This window comes from Corynebacterium gottingense (assembly GCF_003693265.1).
Classification (GTDB): Bacteria; Actinomycetota; Actinomycetes; order Mycobacteriales; family Mycobacteriaceae; genus Corynebacterium; species Corynebacterium gottingense.
This window is the reverse complement of record NZ_RDRE01000023.1, coordinates 1-18,368: the sequence shown is the minus strand read 5'-3', so window position 1 is coordinate 18,368 and position 18,368 is coordinate 1. Positions and strand designations below refer to the sequence as shown.

Annotated in this window: 9 protein-coding genes and 2 tRNA genes; 7 read left to right on the top strand and 4 right to left on the bottom strand. The window is 63.3% G+C overall.

Annotated elements, in window-relative coordinates; genetic code table 11:
- The 6 genes from EAW56_RS09950 to EAW56_RS09925 form a co-directional block, all read left to right on the top strand.
- Window positions 1–2,030, top strand: a 2,030-nt coding sequence (locus EAW56_RS09950; RefSeq protein WP_122086371.1) for a DNA gyrase C-terminal beta-propeller domain-containing protein, incomplete at its 5' end; no start/stop codon positions are given.
- Window positions 2,031–2,033: 3 nt separating this feature from the next.
- Window positions 2,034–2,378, top strand: a complete 345-nt coding sequence (locus EAW56_RS09945; protein WP_095278682.1) for a DUF3566 domain-containing protein — start codon at window positions 2,034–2,036, stop codon at window positions 2,376–2,378.
- A gap of 114 nt (window positions 2,379–2,492) precedes the next feature.
- Window positions 2,493–2,566, top strand: a tRNA-Ile gene (locus tag EAW56_RS09940).
- A 33-nt stretch (window positions 2,567–2,599) separates the two neighbouring features.
- A tRNA-Ala gene (locus tag EAW56_RS09935) sits at window positions 2,600–2,672 on the top strand.
- Window positions 2,673–3,078: 406 nt separating this feature from the next.
- Entirely contained in the window at window positions 3,079–7,548 is a 4,470-nt protein-coding gene (locus tag EAW56_RS09930) for a hypothetical protein (protein ID WP_147453280.1), read from the top strand.
- A 578-nt stretch (window positions 7,549–8,126) separates the two neighbouring features.
- A complete protein-coding gene (locus tag EAW56_RS09925) occupies window positions 8,127–12,647 on the top strand; it encodes a hypothetical protein (RefSeq protein WP_147453279.1) in 4,521 nt (1,506 codons plus the stop codon).
- 82 nt (window positions 12,648–12,729) lie between these two features.
- Here the strand turns inward: EAW56_RS09925 and EAW56_RS09920 are convergent, their stop codons facing one another.
- From EAW56_RS09920 to EAW56_RS09905, 4 genes are all read right to left on the bottom strand, one after another.
- Window positions 12,730–14,292: a cutinase family protein gene (locus EAW56_RS09920; RefSeq protein ID WP_167457424.1), complete on the bottom strand. Its 1,563-nt coding sequence runs from the start codon at window positions 14,290–14,292 to the stop codon at window positions 12,730–12,732.
- A 40-nt stretch (window positions 14,293–14,332) separates the two neighbouring features.
- The gene (locus EAW56_RS09915) at window positions 14,333–14,815 is read right to left on the bottom strand and encodes a hypothetical protein (protein ID WP_244213405.1); all 483 of its coding nucleotides are present in this window, start codon (window positions 14,813–14,815) and stop codon (window positions 14,333–14,335) included.
- 76 nt (window positions 14,816–14,891) lie between these two features.
- Window positions 14,892–16,985: a YhgE/Pip domain-containing protein gene (locus tag EAW56_RS09910; protein WP_122086363.1), complete on the bottom strand. Its 2,094-nt coding sequence runs from the start codon at window positions 16,983–16,985 to the stop codon at window positions 14,892–14,894.
- Window positions 16,982–17,563 (bottom strand): hypothetical protein, encoded by a 582-nt coding sequence (locus EAW56_RS09905; RefSeq protein ID WP_122086361.1) that lies wholly within the window; start codon window positions 17,561–17,563, stop codon window positions 16,982–16,984. Before EAW56_RS09905 ends, EAW56_RS09910 begins: the two co-directional genes overlap by 4 nt.
- A gap of 108 nt (window positions 17,564–17,671) precedes the next feature.
- Here EAW56_RS09905 and EAW56_RS09900 point away from each other — a divergent pair, with 108 nt between their 5' ends.
- Window positions 17,672–18,238, top strand: coding sequence for a TetR/AcrR family transcriptional regulator (locus tag EAW56_RS09900; protein ID WP_095537854.1), 567 nt, complete (start codon window positions 17,672–17,674; stop codon window positions 18,236–18,238).
- The last annotated feature ends 130 nt before the right edge of the window (window positions 18,239–18,368 follow it).

Sequence of the window (18,368 nt, the reverse complement as noted above, 5' to 3'; positions counted from 1 at the left end):
TCGGTATGGCCACCAACATCCCGCCGCACAACCGCAACGAGCTGGCGGAGGCCATCTACTGGATCCTGGACAACCACGACGCGGACGAGAAGGCGACGCTCGACGCGGTGCTGGAGCGCGTGAAGGGCCCAGATTTCCCCACCTCCGGCCTGATTGTGGGCGACAAGGGCATCAAGGAGGCCTACACCACGGGCCGCGGCTCGATCCGCATGCGCGGCGTGACCGAGGTCGAGGAGGTGGGCAACCGCCAGGTCATCGTGATCACGGAGCTGCCGTACCAGGTCAACCCGGACAACTTCATCCACAACATTGCGGATCAGGTGAATGCGGGCAAGATGGCCGGTATTGCCGACATTGATGATGAGTCTTCGGACCGCATCGGTATGCGCATCGTCGTGAAGCTGAAGCGCGACGCTGTGCCTCGCGTGGTGCTGAACAACCTGTACAAGCACTCGCAGCTGGAGACGAACTTCTCCGCCAACATGCTCTCCATCGTGGACGGCGTGCCGCGCACCCTGCGCCTGGACCAGATGCTGCGCTACTACGTGAAGCACCAGATCGAGGTCATCGTCAGGCGCACCCAGTACCGCCTCGACGAGGCCGAGAAGCGCGCCCACATCCTGCGCGGCCTGGTCAAGGCCCTCGACGCGTTGGACGAGGTCATCGCGCTCATCCGTCGCAGCCCGACGGTGGACGATGCGCGCCAGGGCCTCATGAAGCTTCTCGACGTCGACGAGATCCAGGCCAACGAAATCCTCGCCATGCAGCTGCGCCGCCTGGCCGCTCTGGAGCGCCAGAAGATCGTGGACGACCTGGCGGAGATCGAGCGCCTGATCGCGGACTACAAGGACATCCTGGCCAAGCCGGAGCGCCAGCGCGAGATCGTGGCGACGGAGCTCAAGGAGATCGTGGACAAGTTCGGCGACGAGCGCCGCACCCGCATCGTGGCCGCCACCGGCGACGTCACGGAGGAGGACCTCATCGCCCGCGAGAACGTGGTGGTCACCATCACCTCCACCGGCTACGCCAAGCGCACGAAGGTGGACGCCTACAAGAGCCAGAAGCGCGGCGGCAAGGGCGTGCGTGGCGCGGAGCTGAAGCAGGACGACGTGGTCAAGCACTTCTTCATCTGCTCCACGCACGACTGGATCCTCTTCTTCACCAACTTCGGCCGCGTCTACCGCCTCAAGGCGTACGAGCTGCCGGAGGCTGGCCGCACCGCCCGCGGCCAGCACGTGGCCAACCTGCTGGAGTTCCAGCCGGAGGAGAAGATCGCCCAGATCATCCAGATCCAGTCCTACGAGGACGCCCCGTACCTGGTCCTGGCTACCCGCGACGGTCGCGTGAAGAAGTCCCGCCTCACGGACTACGAGTCCGCGCGCTCCGCCGGCCTCATCGCCATCAACCTCAACGAGGGCGACGCACTGATCGGCGCCGCGCTGACGCAGAACGACGACGACCTCCTGCTCGTCTCCGAGCAGGGCCAGGCCATCCGCTTCCCGGCGGATGATGATCAGCTGCGGCCGATGGGCCGCGCCACCGCCGGCGTGAAGGGTATGCGCTTCCGCGGCGACGACCAGCTGCTCGCCATGACGGTGGTGCAGGACGGCGAGTTCCTGCTCGTGGCCACCAGCGGCGGCTACGGCAAGCGCACCGCCATCGAGGAGTACAACCAGCAGGGCCGCGGCGGCATGGGCGTGATGACGTTCAAGTACACCCCGAAGCGCGGCAAGCTCATCGGCGCGCTGGCGGTGGACGAGGACGACCAGATCTTTGCCATCACCTCCGCGGGCGGCGTGATCCGCACCGAGGTCACCCAGATCCGCCCGTCCTCGCGCGCCACCATGGGCGTGCGCCTGGTGGATCTTGGCGACGACGTCGAGCTGCTGGCCATCGACAAGAACGTCGAGGACTCCGGCGAGGAGGAGGCCACCGCGGTGGCGAAGGGCGAGAAAACCCTTGAAGAGGCCCAGGAGGCGACGCAATCGTCGATAAGCGGGGCCCCCGACGACGCCGAGGGTGAGGAGTAGGCGATGGCCGCACGCAAGGTAACCATCCGCAACGTCGGCGCGGGTTCCGTGTTCAAGGTGGCGACGATTCTGGCGCTGATCGGGTTCGTCGCGTGGATGCTGGGCATCACGATCGTCTACTTCGGCCTCGAGCAGGCTGGCGTGATCGAGTCGGTGAACTCGCTGATCGGCGGCGTCGGCGGCGACCAGGCCATCGACATGACCATCGTGCTCTCCGCCGCGGGCCTGCTGGGCCTGATCGGCGTGGTGTTCACCGCGATCATGGCGCCGCTAACCGTGGTGATCTACAACAGCATCGCGGATCTGGTTGGCGGCGTCACCTACACCATGTCCAACCGCGCACGGTAGGTTCGGCGGGGCTTTGGGGTGCTTATCGACGCCACGTAACCGCCCCAAAAACCCGCCCCCACCAGCTGATTTGGTGGTTATGGCGACGGTGCGTAATATTCTTATCCGTTGCCAGGGCCTATAGCTCAGTCGGTTAGAGCGCATCGCTGATAACGATGAGGTCGCAGGTTCGATTCCTGCTAGGCCCACTGGGACGCTATAATATATAGAGTCTCGGCAATGGGGCATTAGCTCAGTTGGTAGAGCACCTGCTTTGCAAGCAGGATGTCAGGAGTTCGATTCTCCTATGCTCCACAGGACAAACCCTGTACCGTGCGCGGTACAGGGTTTTCTGTTTTCCCCGGCCCTGCTTGCTTCCAGGCCCGGAACCGCAGGTGTTTCGGGTTGTTTCTGTGCTGATTTTAAGTTTTTGGGTGGGGTTTGCGCCTATCGGCGGGGGTGGGGCGGAAATGTGTTGTATATCACGCAAACTTTTTTGGGGTTTTGTCAGGTTGTAAATGTCGAGGTCAACGCGTTGCTGCGTTGGCTTGGGTGTGGCTGTGCGTGTTGTGGTGGGGTTTTCGCGGTGTCTGTGGTGATAGTGGACTACTTTCCACGAAATTGTTGTGATTGAATGAAAGTCTGTCAGTGTGAAGATCCGTGTTCAGGAGATCTCCAGGCTGCTTCGAATATCTCCGTCAAGTTTTTAAGGATTGAGCCGTTGCAAAACGCACATCTTAAGAAGCGCGTCATGGCCGCGCTTATCTCCACCGCCGTCGTCGCTAGTGGAACTGTTGTTGCTACCCCGTCCGCGCACGCAGACATTGCTGTTACGAGCAAGTATTCCCAGCTTCCTGCAGATGAGCAGCAGGCAGCTGTGAAGTTCAACTCCAACATCGGCTACCAGCAGGGTGCGTTTAATCAGGCGCACCTGATGTACGCCAACAACTTCGGCCCCGGCTGGTGCATCGACTTTGCGCAGCCCGCTCCGCAGCAGGATTCGCCCTACGTGGTGCGCAAGCTCGACGGCGTTTCCGGCCTGTACGGCTACAACGGTGAGCAGGGCGGCAACCTGGAGATCAACCCGGACATCGAGCGCGCCGCCATCGCCGGCACCAAGCGCATGCTTGACGCGTTTAACAGGGGCGACATGGAGCAGGCCGCGAAGCTGAACTTCGCCCTGCAGGCACTCCTGTCCAACCACAAGGAGACGCTGAACCTGCAGCGCGGCTACATCTACGGTGACTACAAGGAGACCACCGGCGGCTTCCCCAAGATCTCCAAAGAGGAGTTCGCACAGTGGACCGGCTTTGAGGTGCGCAAGCAGAGCGGCGCTGTTTCCGGCCAGTCCCAGTACATCCTGCGCAAGAGCGCCTCCTTCCAGGAAGCGACCAGCAATGTCAAGGACGGCGAGTACGTCACCGTTCTGGTCCCGCGCGACTACAACATCAGCGACGAGCTTGGTAAGGAAGGCACAACCCAGCGCCTCATCACCATCGGTCAGCCGGGCCTGGTTGGCTACGAACCGAACCCGAAGGGCCCGAATGTGACGGTGAAGACCACCACCGTTACCGAGACCCCTGAGGTGGTGACCAAGACCGAGACCATCCCGGGCAACACTTACACCAAGACGGTTACTGAGCAGCCGGTCACCGAGACCGCACGCAAGACCGTCACCCCGACCTCCACCGTCACCGAGTGGGAGCAGCCGCAGGCTGAGGTGACCAAGACGGTCGAGCCGACCCGCACCGAGACCGAGAACGTCACCCCGAGGACCACGGTGACCGAGGTTGAGCGCGAGGACACCGAGACTGTCACCGAGACCACCACGCTGCCGCAGCGCACCGTCACCGTGCGCAAGGGCACCCCGGTGGTGAAGACCGTGACCGAGAAGGCCACCGCCACCGCAACGGCAACCGGCGACGCGAAGACCGAGGTTGCAACCGTCACGGCTGAGCCGAAGTACGTCACCGAGACGCAGACCCGCCCGGCGACGACCTCTACCAAGACCGTCACAGCCGAGCCGTCCACCGTCACCGCAACCACGACGGTGAAGAACGAGACGCACCAGACGAGCGAGAAGACCATCGAGGTCGAGCGCTTCTTCCGCTCCTACAAGTACGCCTTCAACTTCTCCCAGAAGAAGGACACCCGAGTCATCCCGGTGGAGAAGCTGACCAACTGGAAGATCGACTTTGTCGACGACTCTAACGGCCTGGTCAAGGTGACCAAGTCCAAGGACGGCAAGAGCCTGGACATCACCCCGGTCAAGGAGGGCGAGGGCGATGTGCGCATCGTCGTCGTCGATGGTGAGGGCAACCGCCACGAGTACACCATCCACGTGATCAACAAGGCCGAGAAGAAGATCGAGACCACCGACGTTGTGGTGAACAACCACTACTTCAACGTCTCCATCGCCGGCCACACCCAGACCATCCAAGTCCCGCAGGGCTGGGAGTGGGAGATCACCGAGGGTGGTAACTACATCACCACCAGCGAGAAGGACGGCAAGATCACCGTCAAGCCCAACGATGGTGTCCTCAGCGCTACCGCCAAGATCTCGGTTCACGAGCCGGGCGAGGCTCCGCGCAATGAGAACAACTACATCATCAACATCGCTGCGGACAGCAAGTACGACCAGCACCGAGTGATTGGTAACTCCAACAACTACGTCCTCGAGCTGGACAACATTGCCGGCGAGCCGAAGGTTGTAGAGGGCGAAGACATCGTCGAGTCCCTGGAGAAGGACAAGGACGGCAACTGGGTCCTGACCCCGAAGGCCGACAAGACCGGCAAGGTGGTCATCACCGCCAAGGACGAGAAGGGCGACGACTACCAGTTCACCCTGGACGTCCGCCAGGGCACCAACGTGCTTGTCGACGTCGAGACCGCAAACATCCAGCCGAACACCGACGAGGCTGCTGAGCTCGACACCGCCGACGGCGAGTACGAGCTGGAGTTCAAGCAGGGCCAGGACATCGCCACCGTCAACGGCAAGGCCGTCGAGGGCGACACCGTCAAGCTGACCGGTGACACCAACAAGATCCAGGCTTCCGGCGAGGGCGTCATCGTTGCCAACCTCTACGAGATTGTCGACGGCCAGCGCATCCTGGTTGGCGTCTACACCATCATTGCGGGCGACCGCACCAAGGTGGAGACCCAGGAGGTCGAGCGTGAGATCAAGGACCGCCAGACCGTAGAGATCACCAAGGGTGCCGAGGACCACGAGATTGTGGTCACGGAGGGTGCTGACAACGTCACCACCGCGGTGGTGGAGAAGGACGGCAAGGAGATCACCCGTGTCATGCCGAAGCCGGGCTTCGAGGGCACCGTCGTGGTTGAGGAGCGCCTCGGCGACGAGGTCGTGGTCCGCTACACCATCACGGTGACGCCGAGCGAGGTCAAGGAAGCTAAGCAGGACGTCAAGGCGACTTCCCAGATCAACATCACCCGTGATTCCGACCTGCAGCGCCTGGTCGTGGTCTCCGGCGAGAACCTGCTCAACACCCTGCCCAACGACAAGGACGGCCAGTACACGACCGACTTCAAGCCGGACGCTGAGGGCCAGGTTGTCATCGAGCTGCGCAACTCCCGCGACCTGCCGATCCAGCGCTGGATTCTCAACGTCTCCCCGGTTGCTCCGCGCGAGTACAACTACGAGATCACCGACCGTTCCGAGCTGAAGCTCACCGCGCCGGAGGGCTCCTCCTACGAGGTTGTTGAGGGCAAGGACCTTATCAAGGTCACCGAGAACGGCGACCAGATCACCGTCAACCCGGTCGAGGGCGCCGAGGGCAAGGCCGTCGTCGAGTTCACTAAGCCTAACGGCGCCAAGGAACGCTACACCCTGATCATCACCCCGGTCTCCGGTAATGGTGCGGTCAACGGCTCCAACGGCGAGAGCTCCTTCAAGGTCTCCGAGCTGGGCCACTTCACCGTGACCATCCGCAACGAGAACACCTACAAGGTGGTCAAGGGCGAAAAGTTCGTTCACGTCACCGAGAAGGACGGCCAGTGGGTCCTCACCCCGAAGGAAGGAACCTCCGGCAACCACGTGGTTGTTGTGGAGACCAACAAGAAGGGTGAGATTGTCAACCGCCACAACATCGAGATCACCGGCCAGGGCAGCGAGCTCTCCTTCCGCGAGGAGCGCCGCGTCCTGGACCGTGACATCGAGACCAAGGTGAACCCGGGCAAGGGCAACACCTTCACCGTGGTTCGTGGCTACGACCTGATTGAGAACCCGGAGCCGGACAAGGCAGGCAACATCAACATCAAGGCACTGCCGAACAAGTCGGGCACCGTCCTCATCGAGGAGCGCGACAGCAACGGCAACCCGGTCCGCATCATCGAGGCCGAGATCCCGGAGACCTCCGGTGGTTCCTCCATCCCGGCTCCGGAGATCACCTGGAACGAGAACACCGGCCGCGGCTCCGATGGTTCCATCACCATCGTTGTCGAGGGCGAAGGTGACTTCATCGTCGAGGGCTGCGACAAGGTTGGCAAGTGCACCCAGATCGACCCGGACAAGATCAAGGACAACGGCGATGGCACCCACACCATCGAGCCGGGCGCTATCCCGGGCGGCACCACTGAGATCCACGTGACCCCGGTGGGCAACGGCGTTGTTGACGAGGGCGGCACCATCAAGATCAACGTCAACGTTGATGCCCAGAGCAACGCCAATGCTGGCGCTGGCAAGGGTGATGTGAATGTTGGTTCGTCTGATCCGAAGTGTATTGCTTCGTTGGTTGGTTTGGCTTCGCCGTTGTTGCTGCTGATTCCGTTGGGCATCCTGTCCCAGGTGAACATTCCGGGTCTTGAGGGTCTGCGTGGTCAGTTGAATGCTGCGATTCAGGATGCGAATAATCGTATTCAGCAGGGTCTGGGTATTTATGATCATGATCGTGCGTCGCGTGCTGCTGGTGTGCAGGGTGCGTTCTCGGTTGAGAATTCGCAGATGATTGGTGTGGCTGCTGGTGCGCTGGGCGTGATTACTGCTGGTCTGTTGATTGGTGATGCGGTGTTGCGTGCTTGTGGTCAGGAGGAGTCGACGTCGTCGTACCAGTTGGGTGAGGCGACGGATAATGACACGCTGCGTTATGGTTCGTCTGGTAAGCCGGCTGAGGCTCCGAAGTCCGAGGAGTCCGAGGCTGCGAAGCCGGAGGATGCTGAGGCTGCTGAGAAGTAGTTTGTAGCACCGATAACCGCCCGTGTTGGTTGGGGCCCGCTGAGGGGTCCACGGCCCGCACGGGCGGTTCTGTCATGGCACTGCGCTTCAAGATGTCGACGGTGAACAAGTCGCGTAGTATCGTTACGTGAAGGGGCCAGGGTGGCGCGGAGGCCGTTCCGAACCACCCTGGAGCCCCTTTTTTACTTTTATGAGCAAAACGGGAGCGGGAACGAGGCCCCAATGCGGTCCCGAGCCCCTCCTGACGTGGCCCGTATGTGGCCGCTTTCTGTGCTGATTTTAAGTTTTTGGGTGGGGTTTGCGCCTATCGGCGGGGGTGGGGCGGAAATGTGGTGTATATCACGCAAACTTTTTTGGGGTTTTGTCAGGTAGTAAATCTCGAGGTCAACGCGTTTCTGCGTTCGCTTGGGTGTGGCTGTGCGTGTTGTGGTGGGGTTTTCGCGGTGTCTGTGGTGATAGTGGACTACTTTCCACGAAATTGTTGTGATTGAATGAAAGTCTGTCAGTGTGAAGATCCGTGTTCAGGAGATCTCCAGGCTGCTTCGAATATCTCCGTCAAGTTTTTAAGGATTGAGCCGTTGCAAAACGCACATCTTAAGAAGCGCGTCATGGCCGCGCTTATCTCCGGCGTCCTCGCCACCGGTACCACCGCCGTCATTGCTACCAACGCGTCTGCAGACCAGCTGGTCGTTGACGCATACCAGAAGCTGGACGAGGCGCAGCTGCAGGAGCTGATCGCCGAGCAGAAGAAGCTCGCCCAGATTCACACTGGGTACGACAACAGCACCCAGACCCTGCCTACTGAGTATGGCCCGGGCTGGTGCATCGACTGGGGCATCGACAACCCGTGGAACAACAAGGTCGGCGGCTACGACGTACGTAAGCTCACCGGTACCTCCGGCCGCGTCGGCGATGGCATGGCCATCGACGAGAACGTCCGTATCGCCGCGATTAACCTGACCAAGTCCATGCTCGCGGATTACGACAAGTACATGAACGGCGATGCTTCGGTGCTGCCCATGCTGGAGAAGAAGAACACCTTCCTGCAGGCGCTCCTGGCCAACAACCTCGGTGTGCTCAACGACGTCCGCGGCAACATCCAGCAGCAGGATTCCACGTTGTTCTACAGCCTTACCGGTTTCAGCATCGTGCACCAGACCCTTCCGGCTGGAAACCCCAACCACGAGGCCAACTACGTCCTCAACCCGGACGAGAGCAAGCTGGCAAAGATCAAGCAGACCGTCAAGCCGGGCGAGTTCGTCACGGTGCTGGTCCCCAAGAACTACAACCTGAACCTGAACCCGAAGCAGTCGAAGACCTTCCAGCGAATCATCACGGTTCACCAGCCGGGTCTGGACATCTACCCGGACAAGCCGGACTACAACTTCGAGACCGAGGTTGAGGAGACCACGACCCCGCGCTCGACCGTCACCACCACGGTGAACGAGCCGGATCACGAGGCCACCACGACCGTCCCGGCAGGCAACCCGTACACCACCACGGTGACCGAGACCGCTCCGGCAACCGTGACCACCGAGCGCCGCAGCCGCGAGCCGATCACCTCCACGGTGACCACCACTCGCCCGGAGCGCGTCACCACCGTGACCAACACCAAGCCGGTAGAGACCGAGGTTGTCACGACCACCGAGAACGGCACCCCGGTCACCAAGACCGTGAAGAAGACGCCGGAGCCGGAGATCGTCACCGAGACGATCCCGTCCACGGTCGCCACCGAGACCCAGACCATCACCGAGGAGACCGTCACCAAGACGGTCCCGGCACAGCCGGTCACCAAGACTTCCGTGGTCACCCCGGTCTCTACCGTGAAGACTACGGTTCCGGGCCGTACCGGCGAGGTCGTCACCACCGTCACTGGCGAGCCGACCACCGTTACTAAGACCATCAGCCAGAACGACCACTACTACACCGAGAAGGTGTACGAGAAGGTCCGCGAGGTCTACGAGTACTACCAGTTCGCTGGCTTCACCAAGGAAGAGCAGTCCAAGGTCATCGACCTGGACAAGCGCATTAAGGATTCCTGGACCTTCGAGGTCACCGAGGGCTCCGAGTACGTCATCGTCGAGCGTAACGAGGACGGCAAGCTCGTTGTCACGCCGCGCCCGGGCTTCAAGGGCGAGGGCAAGGTCACCATCGTCGTGACCGACTCCGACGGCAACGAGCACGTCTACCGCCTGACCATCAACAACACCGTCAACGTAGATGAGTCCACCCACGTCAAGGTGAACAACTTCTTCTACAACATCAACACCGGTGGCAACGGCGATCGCTTCAAGCTCATCAACATCGACGAGGGCGAGACGCACAAAACCGTCAAGGGCGGCGACATTGCGGTCGTGAAGGACGACGGTCAGGGCCACCTCAAGGTCACCCCGAAGGACGGTGTGACCAAGGGCGAGGTCATCGTCGAGATCACCGACAAGCAGGGCAACACCCGCGAGAACGTGATCACGATCGAGAACAAGGAGTCGCAGTACAACGTCTCCCGCGAGATCCTGAACACCTCCGTGGGCTTCGTTGAGCACCGCGGCGGCAAGGCAGAGATCACCGAGGGCAAGGACGTCATCACCGTCGAAGAGGCTGAGGTCAACGGCGACAAGGTCTGGAAGATCGTTCCGAAGGACGGCGTCACCGAGGGCGAGGCGCACGTTGTCTTCACCGACGAAGAGGGCATTGAGTACAACTTCGACTTCAAGGTTGTCCCGGACCCGAACGGTGGCCCGAAGGTCATCGAGCACGACATCAACTTCGACGGCAACGTCGACGTTCAGCGCAAGGACGGTTACGAGGCCAAGGTCGTTGAAGGCGAGGATCTCGTCGATCTCACCGAGACCGACAAGACCTGGACCGTCACCCCGAAGCAGGACAACGATGATCTGCGTACCAAGGGTGGCAAGGCTGTTGTCCACGTCAAGGACGCGAACGGCCAGCTCGTGGGCGTCGTCACGATTAACATCAAGCCGCAGTCGTTCGAGGTTCCGACGGAGCCTGCAACTCGCGAGCGAGAGATCGTTGACCGCGCAACTGCGAACTTCCACCTTGGCGCGCAGGATAGCGGCCACTGGTTCAAGGTCGAAGCGCTTGACGGCAGCTCGCTGAGCGACCTCCTTCAGAACTCGGAGGACTACGACGGCAAGAAGCTGGAAGAGGATCTGGAGCTCCACTTCAAGCCGGGCGCAGACGGCAAGTTTAAGGTCACCGAGTTCCTCGATTACGGCGAGGACCAGGTCGATGAAAACGCTATTCCGCTCGTTGAGTACACCTACACCGTGAAGCCGTACCAGCCGCGTGAGGCTGAGTACACCATCACCTCTGAGAACGAGATCGACCTGCAGGGCACCAAGCTCAGCGTCGTCGAGGGTGAGGACCTGCTCGAGTCCGTTCCGACCGCCGGCGAGTCCAAGATCAAGATCACCCCGAAGGGTGACGCGAACGGCGACGTCGTCATCGAGAACAAGACCGACGACGGGTACGTCTTCGAGCGCTACACGCTGCACATCACCCCGGGCCGTGGTGCCAACAAGGGCGAGGTCACCGAGAAGAACATGACCTGGACCGGTACGGCGCGTATCAGCAAGGACGAGGGCGACACCTACAAGATCGTCTCCGCCAAGGACGCCGAGGGCAACGATGTCGACGGCAACGACCTCGTCCGCGTGAAGGAAGAGAACGGCCAGTTCGTTGTCACCGGCCGCGCCGGCAAGACCGGTGTCGTCACCATCACCGTGAGCGACAAGCGTGGCGTCTACGCCACTTACAAGCTCAACATCGGTGAGGCTGAGGGCGCGCGCGTCTACAACTACCAGATCTCCACCAACTCGGAGTTCCGCGCAACCCTGGTTGAGAAGTCCAACAAGTTCGTCGTCATCGACGGCGAGGACTACTTCGAGAACCCGACCAACGACGGCAACCAGTGGATCGCCAAGCCGAAGGCAAGCGCTGCGGGCAAGACCGCCACGATCGAGGAGTGGGACGCTGACGGCAACGTCATCAACACCTACAACCTCAAGATCGTCGAGGGTAAGTCCACCGGCAGCCGCGAGGTCCGCGACTACATCGTCATGGGCTCCACCAGGACCGATAAGCCGATGACCAAGGGCAACTCCTTCAAGGTCGTCTCGGGCACCGAGTTCGTGGATGCGAAGTCGAACAACGACGGCACCTTCTCCGTGACCCCGAAGTCCGGCACCGAGGGCAAGACCGTCGTCACCGAGGAGTACGACAAGGACGGCAACGTCGTCCGCAAGATCAGCTCTCTGATCGTCCCGTCCGGCTCCAAGGTTGAAAACGGCGCCATCCTGGGCGAGAACAAGGACCTCGGCGTCAAGATCGATCGCGATGAGAAGACCGGCAAGGTCACCATCAAGTTCGAGAAGGAGGACGGCTCCATCGCTGTCCTCGAGGGTGCCGAGCTGGTCGATCAGGAGACGGATAAGGACGGCAACGTCGTCCTGACCCCGAAGAACCCGAACGGCAACAACAAGGTCATCTTCATTCCGCTGGCTGGCGGCGTCCAGGGCAAGAAGCCCATGGAGGTCGACGTCCAGGTCAACGTTGACGCCGACGCAGGTGCCAACGGTGGCAACGGCAAGGGTGATGTGAATGTTGGGTCGTCTGATCCGAAGTGTATTGCTTCGTTGGTTGGTTTGGCTTCGCCGTTGTTGCTGCTGATTCCGTTGGGTGTGCTGTCTCAGGTGAACATTCCGGGTCTTGAGGGTCTGCGTGGTCAGTTGAATGCGGCGATCCAGGATGCGAATGATCGTATTCAGCAGGGTCTGGGTATTTATGATCGTGATCGTGCGTCGCGTGCTGCTGGTGTGCAGGGTGCGTTCTCGGTTGAGAATTCGCAGATGATTGGTGTGGCTGCTGGTGCGCTTGGCGTGATTACTGCTGGTTTGTTGATTGGTGATGCGGTGTTGCGTGCTTGTGGTCAGGAGGAGTCGACGTCGTCGTACCAGTTAGGTGAGGCGACGGATAATGACACTCTGCGTTATGGTTCCTCTGGGAAGCCGGCTGAGGCTCCGAAGTCGGAGGAGTCTGAGGCTCCGAAGTCTGAGGAGGCTGCGGCTGCTGAGAAGTAGTTTGTAGCTCCGGTAACCGCCCGTGTTGGTTGGGCCCCGCTGAGGGGTCCACGGCCCGCACGGGCGGTTTTTCGTATGCCGGCTACTGCTCCCGCAGCACTCCGCGGACTACGTCGTCGAGCCAGTCGACGGCGTAGTCGTACCCGGTCTGCCCGTCCACGTTGAACCCGCCCGCGCTATCGGTGTACCCGAGCTTGTAGTACGACATGTGGCGCGGTCCGAAGTCGCCGGCCTGGCTTGCCGACGCCAGAAGGTTCGCGTTCACCGGATTGCGCCTCGCCGCCTGCAGCCCGGCGGCGCTTGCCACCTGGTCCATCAGCTGCGTCACCGCACCATGGGCCGCGACTTGTCTGCGCTCCGTCGGCGTCGGCACGCGCGGCACAACGCCGGCGCCAGCGAGCTGCAGGTAGAACCGCTCCGTGGCTTGCGTCGCCCGCATCGTCTCTAGCGCCACGTCGAACCACGCCTCGGGTCCGTCGCCAGCCTCGTCGCCCGCAGCACCGCCACCTGACGCCGCCGCGACCGCGCCGCGTAGCCCCTCGAGGGCCGGCAGCAAGTACGTCCAGGTCACGCCCTCCTTCGCCAGGTTCGGCAGCGCCGACAGCAGCGTCACCGCCACGAGCTGCTCCGGCGGAGTGGCCGCCTGCTCCGACCGGGTGGCGCGGTCGGTGGCCTGGGCGAAGAGTGCGATCTCTCCGAGTATGAGGGCGGCGGCGGGGGCGTCGATAAGCGAAAGGCCCGACTCCCGCACCGCCTGCTGCACCGGCATACCCGCGTCCATGCGGCGGGAAAACTCCAGCACGTGCGCGCCGGTCGCCGCGTTCGGCGGGCCCACGGCCTCCTCGCGCATCGCCACATCCGCCAGGTCGCGCAGCGCGGAATCCGGGTCCGTCGAGCACGCCATATCGGCGGGGTTGCACAGCGAGAGCACCTTGCCCTCCAGGCCGGCGAAGCTCAGCGCGCGCTCGCCGGCCAGGCCCACGCGCTCCGGAATCACCCCGGACCCGCCACCGTTGATCAGCTCGCCGCCGCGCGCCAGCACCCCCTTCGGCGCGGGCGCGTATAGCTTGGCGGGCGGCAGGGCCCGTTGCCTATCGACGCTCGCCCGCCCCGGATCCGCAAACAACACCACCCCGGCAATCTGCTCCGGGCCCACCCCGCGCACCTGGCCGTGCGCCGCCCGCGCCGCCGCGTCGCCGATCAGGTGGGCGCCCTGCGAGTAGCCCACCATGATGAAACGGGTCTGCGGGCACGCGCTCGCCACGGTCTCCATCTCGCGCACCGCGTCGTCCGTGCCCTGCGTGACGGACTCGCCGTAGGTCGCCGCCTCCGTGCCCTCGATGCCGCCGCTGGCGCTGCCGAGCGCGCTGAAGCGGCCCAGCGAGGCGGGGTAGCGGACCTGGTAGCTGCGCACCGTGCGCGCGCCGAAGTGTTCGGTGAGGTCGGCGGCGGGGGAGGAGTTGTCGTCGAAAAGCGTGTCGCGGGCTGACGGATCCCAGGAATGCGAAAACCCCGATCCCGCCGCTTGGACGACGTGGATCGGGGTACAACTCGGCGCGAACGGGCGCAGCGGCTGCGCGGAAGCAAAAGGGGTAGCCGCAGCGACGAGCGCAGCGGTGGCGACGAGGGCGGGGAGACGTTTCACGCGAAACATTTTAGTGCCGCGACCCTGCGCCCGTGCGACGTTACTTGCGCGGCAGAGCTATGAGCGCGGCGCCGATGGCTACGAGCCAGGAGTCCTTCGACAGCGGGAGGCCCTCCTGGGACGGGCGGATGCCGTCGTCCTCGGTCATCGCGTCGTTGCCGAAGTACATGGTGAGCAGGCCCGCGCCGAACGTCGCGAGCGCGGCACCGGCGAGGCGGTTGGACACGAACGGGGTGAGCAGCGCTGCGCCGATGCCGGTCTCGGAGTAGGCGACGAACTTGGCAAAGGTTTCCTTGTCCATGTCCTTCAGCGCCGGGATACCGGTGACGGCCATGCCGTGGAGGAACTCGGCGGTGCCCTCGTCGGCACCAATCTTGCCGATGCCGGAGTTCAGGATATACAGGCCGGTGGGCACGCGCAGCGCGCCGGAGGCGAGGCGGGTCTTTGACTTCGCAGCCTTCTGTGCCTTGGCGGCCTTGGCGGCCTTCTGGTTAGCGGGGAGCAGGTTGAGCGGGTTGAACATGATGTGTCCTTCCGTGTGGGATGTCGACCATCAAGATGATACGTCAACAATCCGCTCCCGGCAAGGGCTCGCGGTCTTAGACCGAAAGCTCGGGGTGCAGATCGCGCTCTGGGATCTGGCGCAGCCTGGTCAGGCCCAGGCAGGCGACCACCCACGAGCCTACCGCGATGCCCAACAGCACCAGCGTCGCGCGGATCATGCGAGGATCGCCGCCGTCGGTGCCGAACAGGGCGTAGCGCATGAGGTCCACCGAGTAGCGCATCGGGTCCCAGCTGTGCACCCACTGGATGAACTTCGGCTGCACTTCGGGCGGGTACAGGCCGTTCGACGCCACCAGCTGCAGCGACATGAGCGCCATGGTGAGCAGGCGGCCAATCGACTTACCAAAGATGCAGTTGAGCATGTAGATGAAGGAGACGAACACCCACGACACGCCCACCAGCACCGCCAGCATCACGCCAGCGTGCGTCGGCTCGACGCGCAGGATGAACACCTGCATGATCCACAGGAAGACCGACTGCACGCCGGTGACCAGGAACGACGGCAGCAGCGTGTTGAGCGCCACGCGCACTGGCGACGCCCCCGAGTCGATCGCGCGACGCGAAATCGGCTCGAAGATCATGTACAGCACCAGGCCGCCGAACCACAGGGACAGCGACAGGAAGAACGGGGAGAGGCCCTTGCCAAAGAACGTCAGCTCGTCGCCGGCCTGGTTCAGCACGACCGGGTTGGAGGCGGAGTCGACCGCCTTGTTCAGACGCTCGCCTTCCCACGTCGGCGCCTGCTCCTGCGCGTCGTGGAGTTTGACGCTGAGCTCGCCGGTGCCGTCATCGAGCTGCACCAGGCCGTCGTTCAGCGCGCCGAGGCCCACGACGAGCTGGTTGGAGCCGTCGGCCAGCTTGGACGACGCGTCCGACGCCGTGTTCGCCGCCACGACTAGCTGCGAGGTGCCGTCCTTCAGCTGCGCCACGCCGGCGACGAGCGTGCCGGAGCCCTCCTGCAGCCGGGCCAGGCCGGCCGCCAGCTGCTGGGCCGCGTCGGTGGCGCGGTTCACGCCGCCGCGGTACTGCGCGTTCGGGTCCTGCAGCTCGTTGGCCACCTGGTGCGCGCCGTTCTGCAGCAGCTGCAGCTGGCTCACCAGGTCCGAGTTCATCGCCGTGGCGAGCGGGCCGCCGTGCAGCTGCGCCTGCGTCTGGCGAGCCTGCGCCGCAATCTGCTCCGTGCCCGGGATCGGCGAGGCGTCCAGGTCCGCGATGACCTGGTTCAGGGATGCGTCGATGTCCGCGAACGCCGCCTGCGCCGCGCCGAGCTGGCCGGCCACGCCCGCGATCTTGTCCACGCCGCCCGCAACCTGCGACGCGCCCGCGCCCAGCTTGTCGGTGCCGCCCTGCAGGGTCAGCATGCCTTCGGAGAGCTGGTTCGCGCCGTCCGCCGCCGTGCCGATGCCGGTGTTGAGCTGCTGGGCGCCGTCCTGGAGGCGCGTCACGCCGTCGTCAAGCTGGTGCGCGGCGCTGGGCATCTGCTGCAGCTTCGAGTTGAACTCTTGCATGCCGTTGTCCAGCTTCGTGGCGCCGTCGTCAAGCTTCTGCCCGCCCTCGCCGGCCTTCTTCGCGCCCTCGTTGAGCTGGCCCGCGCCGTCGGCGGCCTGGCCCATGCCGTCGTTGATGGTATTGAAGCCGACGAAGAGCTGGTCCACCACCTTCGATCCGACCGTGTTGGACACGGTATCCGTAATCACTCGCGAGGCCTGCCCGCCCAGCATCGTCGGAATGAAGCCGTTCGTCTCATTCAGCGTGACGTTGATCTTCGCCTGGTGCGGGTTGTCCTCCTTCACGCTGGTCACGGCCTCCGTGAAGTCGGTCGGGATCTCCATGCCCAGGTAGTAGGTGCCGTCCACGATGCCCTGCCGGGCCTCGTCGGCGGAAACCACCTGGAAGTTCATGGGCTTTTCCTCGAGCAGCGTATCCACGACCTGCTGCCCATTCTCACCCTCATCCGAGTTCACCAACGCCACCGGCACCTTGTTCAGGTTGCCCAGCGGGTCCCAATAACTCCACACGAACAGGCCGCCGAACAGCAGCGGCAGCAGCGTGATAGCAATCAGCGCCAGAGGCGGCAGCTTGCCGTGTAGAAACTTGCGGAAATTCGATCCCAGGTGCAGTCCGCTCATCGGTCCTCCTCGTTCGCACTCGTCACCAACACCGGCACTTCCTCAGCGACCGCGTACAGGTTGTCCAGCAGCTTCGCGCGCAGCGACATGTCGCGGATCTGGTCCACGTCGTCCACGATGAGCAGCTCCGCCTTTGGCCGCGACACCAGCGCGAGCAGAATGCGGAAGCGGAAGCGGTCGAGCACGTTGAGCTCGCCTACCGACGTAGCGCTGTCAAGCTCCTTGAGCCCCAGCGGCTCCAGCCAGCGCGCCACGGTGTCGTGCTCGAGCGGGTGGCGCGGCGTCGGCTTGAAAAACGGCTGCGACCACGCGATCTGCTCGCGCAGCAAATCGCGCAGCGGGATCTGCCGGTCGAGCGAATCGATCATGTGCACGCCGGCCAGCGCCGTCTTTTTGAAGCCGGGGCCGTCGACCGTGCCCGAGTGCGGCTTGTAGCGCCCGGCGAGGGTCATCGCGAGCGTCGTGGCGCTTGACTCGCGCCCGACGCGCAGAAAGTTGAAGCCCTCGCCGGCGTCGACGCTCACCGGGTCGTCGCCTTTGCGCAGCACAAGGTCGGTTGCGCTGAGAATTTGTGTCATTGAAAAACTCCAAGTGGAGGGTTGGCTATCACTTAAGACTGCTGCTATGGTGCTCCGCATGTAGCGCGATGTCAAGACGAAACCGTATCGCGCGGGAAGGAGATGCAGGTGCGATCAGATGCGCGCGCGAAACGCGACCAAATCATCACCGCCGCCACCGAGCAGTTCCGCACCCGCCCCAACTCCGCGGTAACGCTCGAGGGCGTGGCCAAGGACGCTGGCGTCGGCATTGCGACCCTCTACCGCCACTTCCCGTCGCGGGCGGAGCTGCGCCAGGCGTGCGCGCTCCGCTTCATCGAGGACCTGGACGGGTTTCTCGACGACACCCTCGCCGCCTTCGACGACGACCCCGAAGGCAGCTGGGAGCGCTTCGTGTGGCGGCTCGTGGACTACGGGGTGGGCATGCTCGTCGGCGCGCTCGCGTCCGAGCTGCCGGACGGCGTGGAGCCGGACGTGAAGTGCCGCCGCGACGAGTTCTTCGCCCGCGTGCAGGTGCTGCTGGACAAGGCCGCGCCCCACGGGCTCATCGCGCCGGACCAGACGCCGACCGAGCTCGCCTCCGAGCTCATCGTGGTCACCCGCCCCATGGACGCGACCCTCACGGCGCTGTTTCCCGACGTGCGCGAGCGCCTCGTGCGCAACCTCCTCATCGCCTGGCGCGCGGAAAACCCTTAACCAGTATTAGACGCAGGGAACGGGCCCGCGGTTCCCTTCGGTGGGTGTTTTGGGAGTCTTCTCACAAGTGCTTGTTTGCGCTGGTCACAGGCCCGTATGGTGCTGGGTATGGATGTGATTGCAGACCTTG

Coding starts and splice junctions, on each gene's coding strand:
- EAW56_RS09910 (WP_122086363.1), bottom strand. CDS start 16,985: ATGAGCGGACTGCACCTGGGATCGAATTTCCGCAAGTTTCTACACGGC.
- EAW56_RS09905 (WP_122086361.1), bottom strand. CDS start 17,563: ATGACACAAATTCTCAGCGCAACCGACCTTGTGCTGCGCAAAGGCGAC.
- EAW56_RS09915 (WP_244213405.1), bottom strand. CDS start 14,815: ATGTTCAACCCGCTCAACCTGCTCCCCGCTAACCAGAAGGCCGCCAAG.
- EAW56_RS09945 (WP_095278682.1), top strand. CDS start 2,034: ATGGCCGCACGCAAGGTAACCATCCGCAACGTCGGCGCGGGTTCCGTG.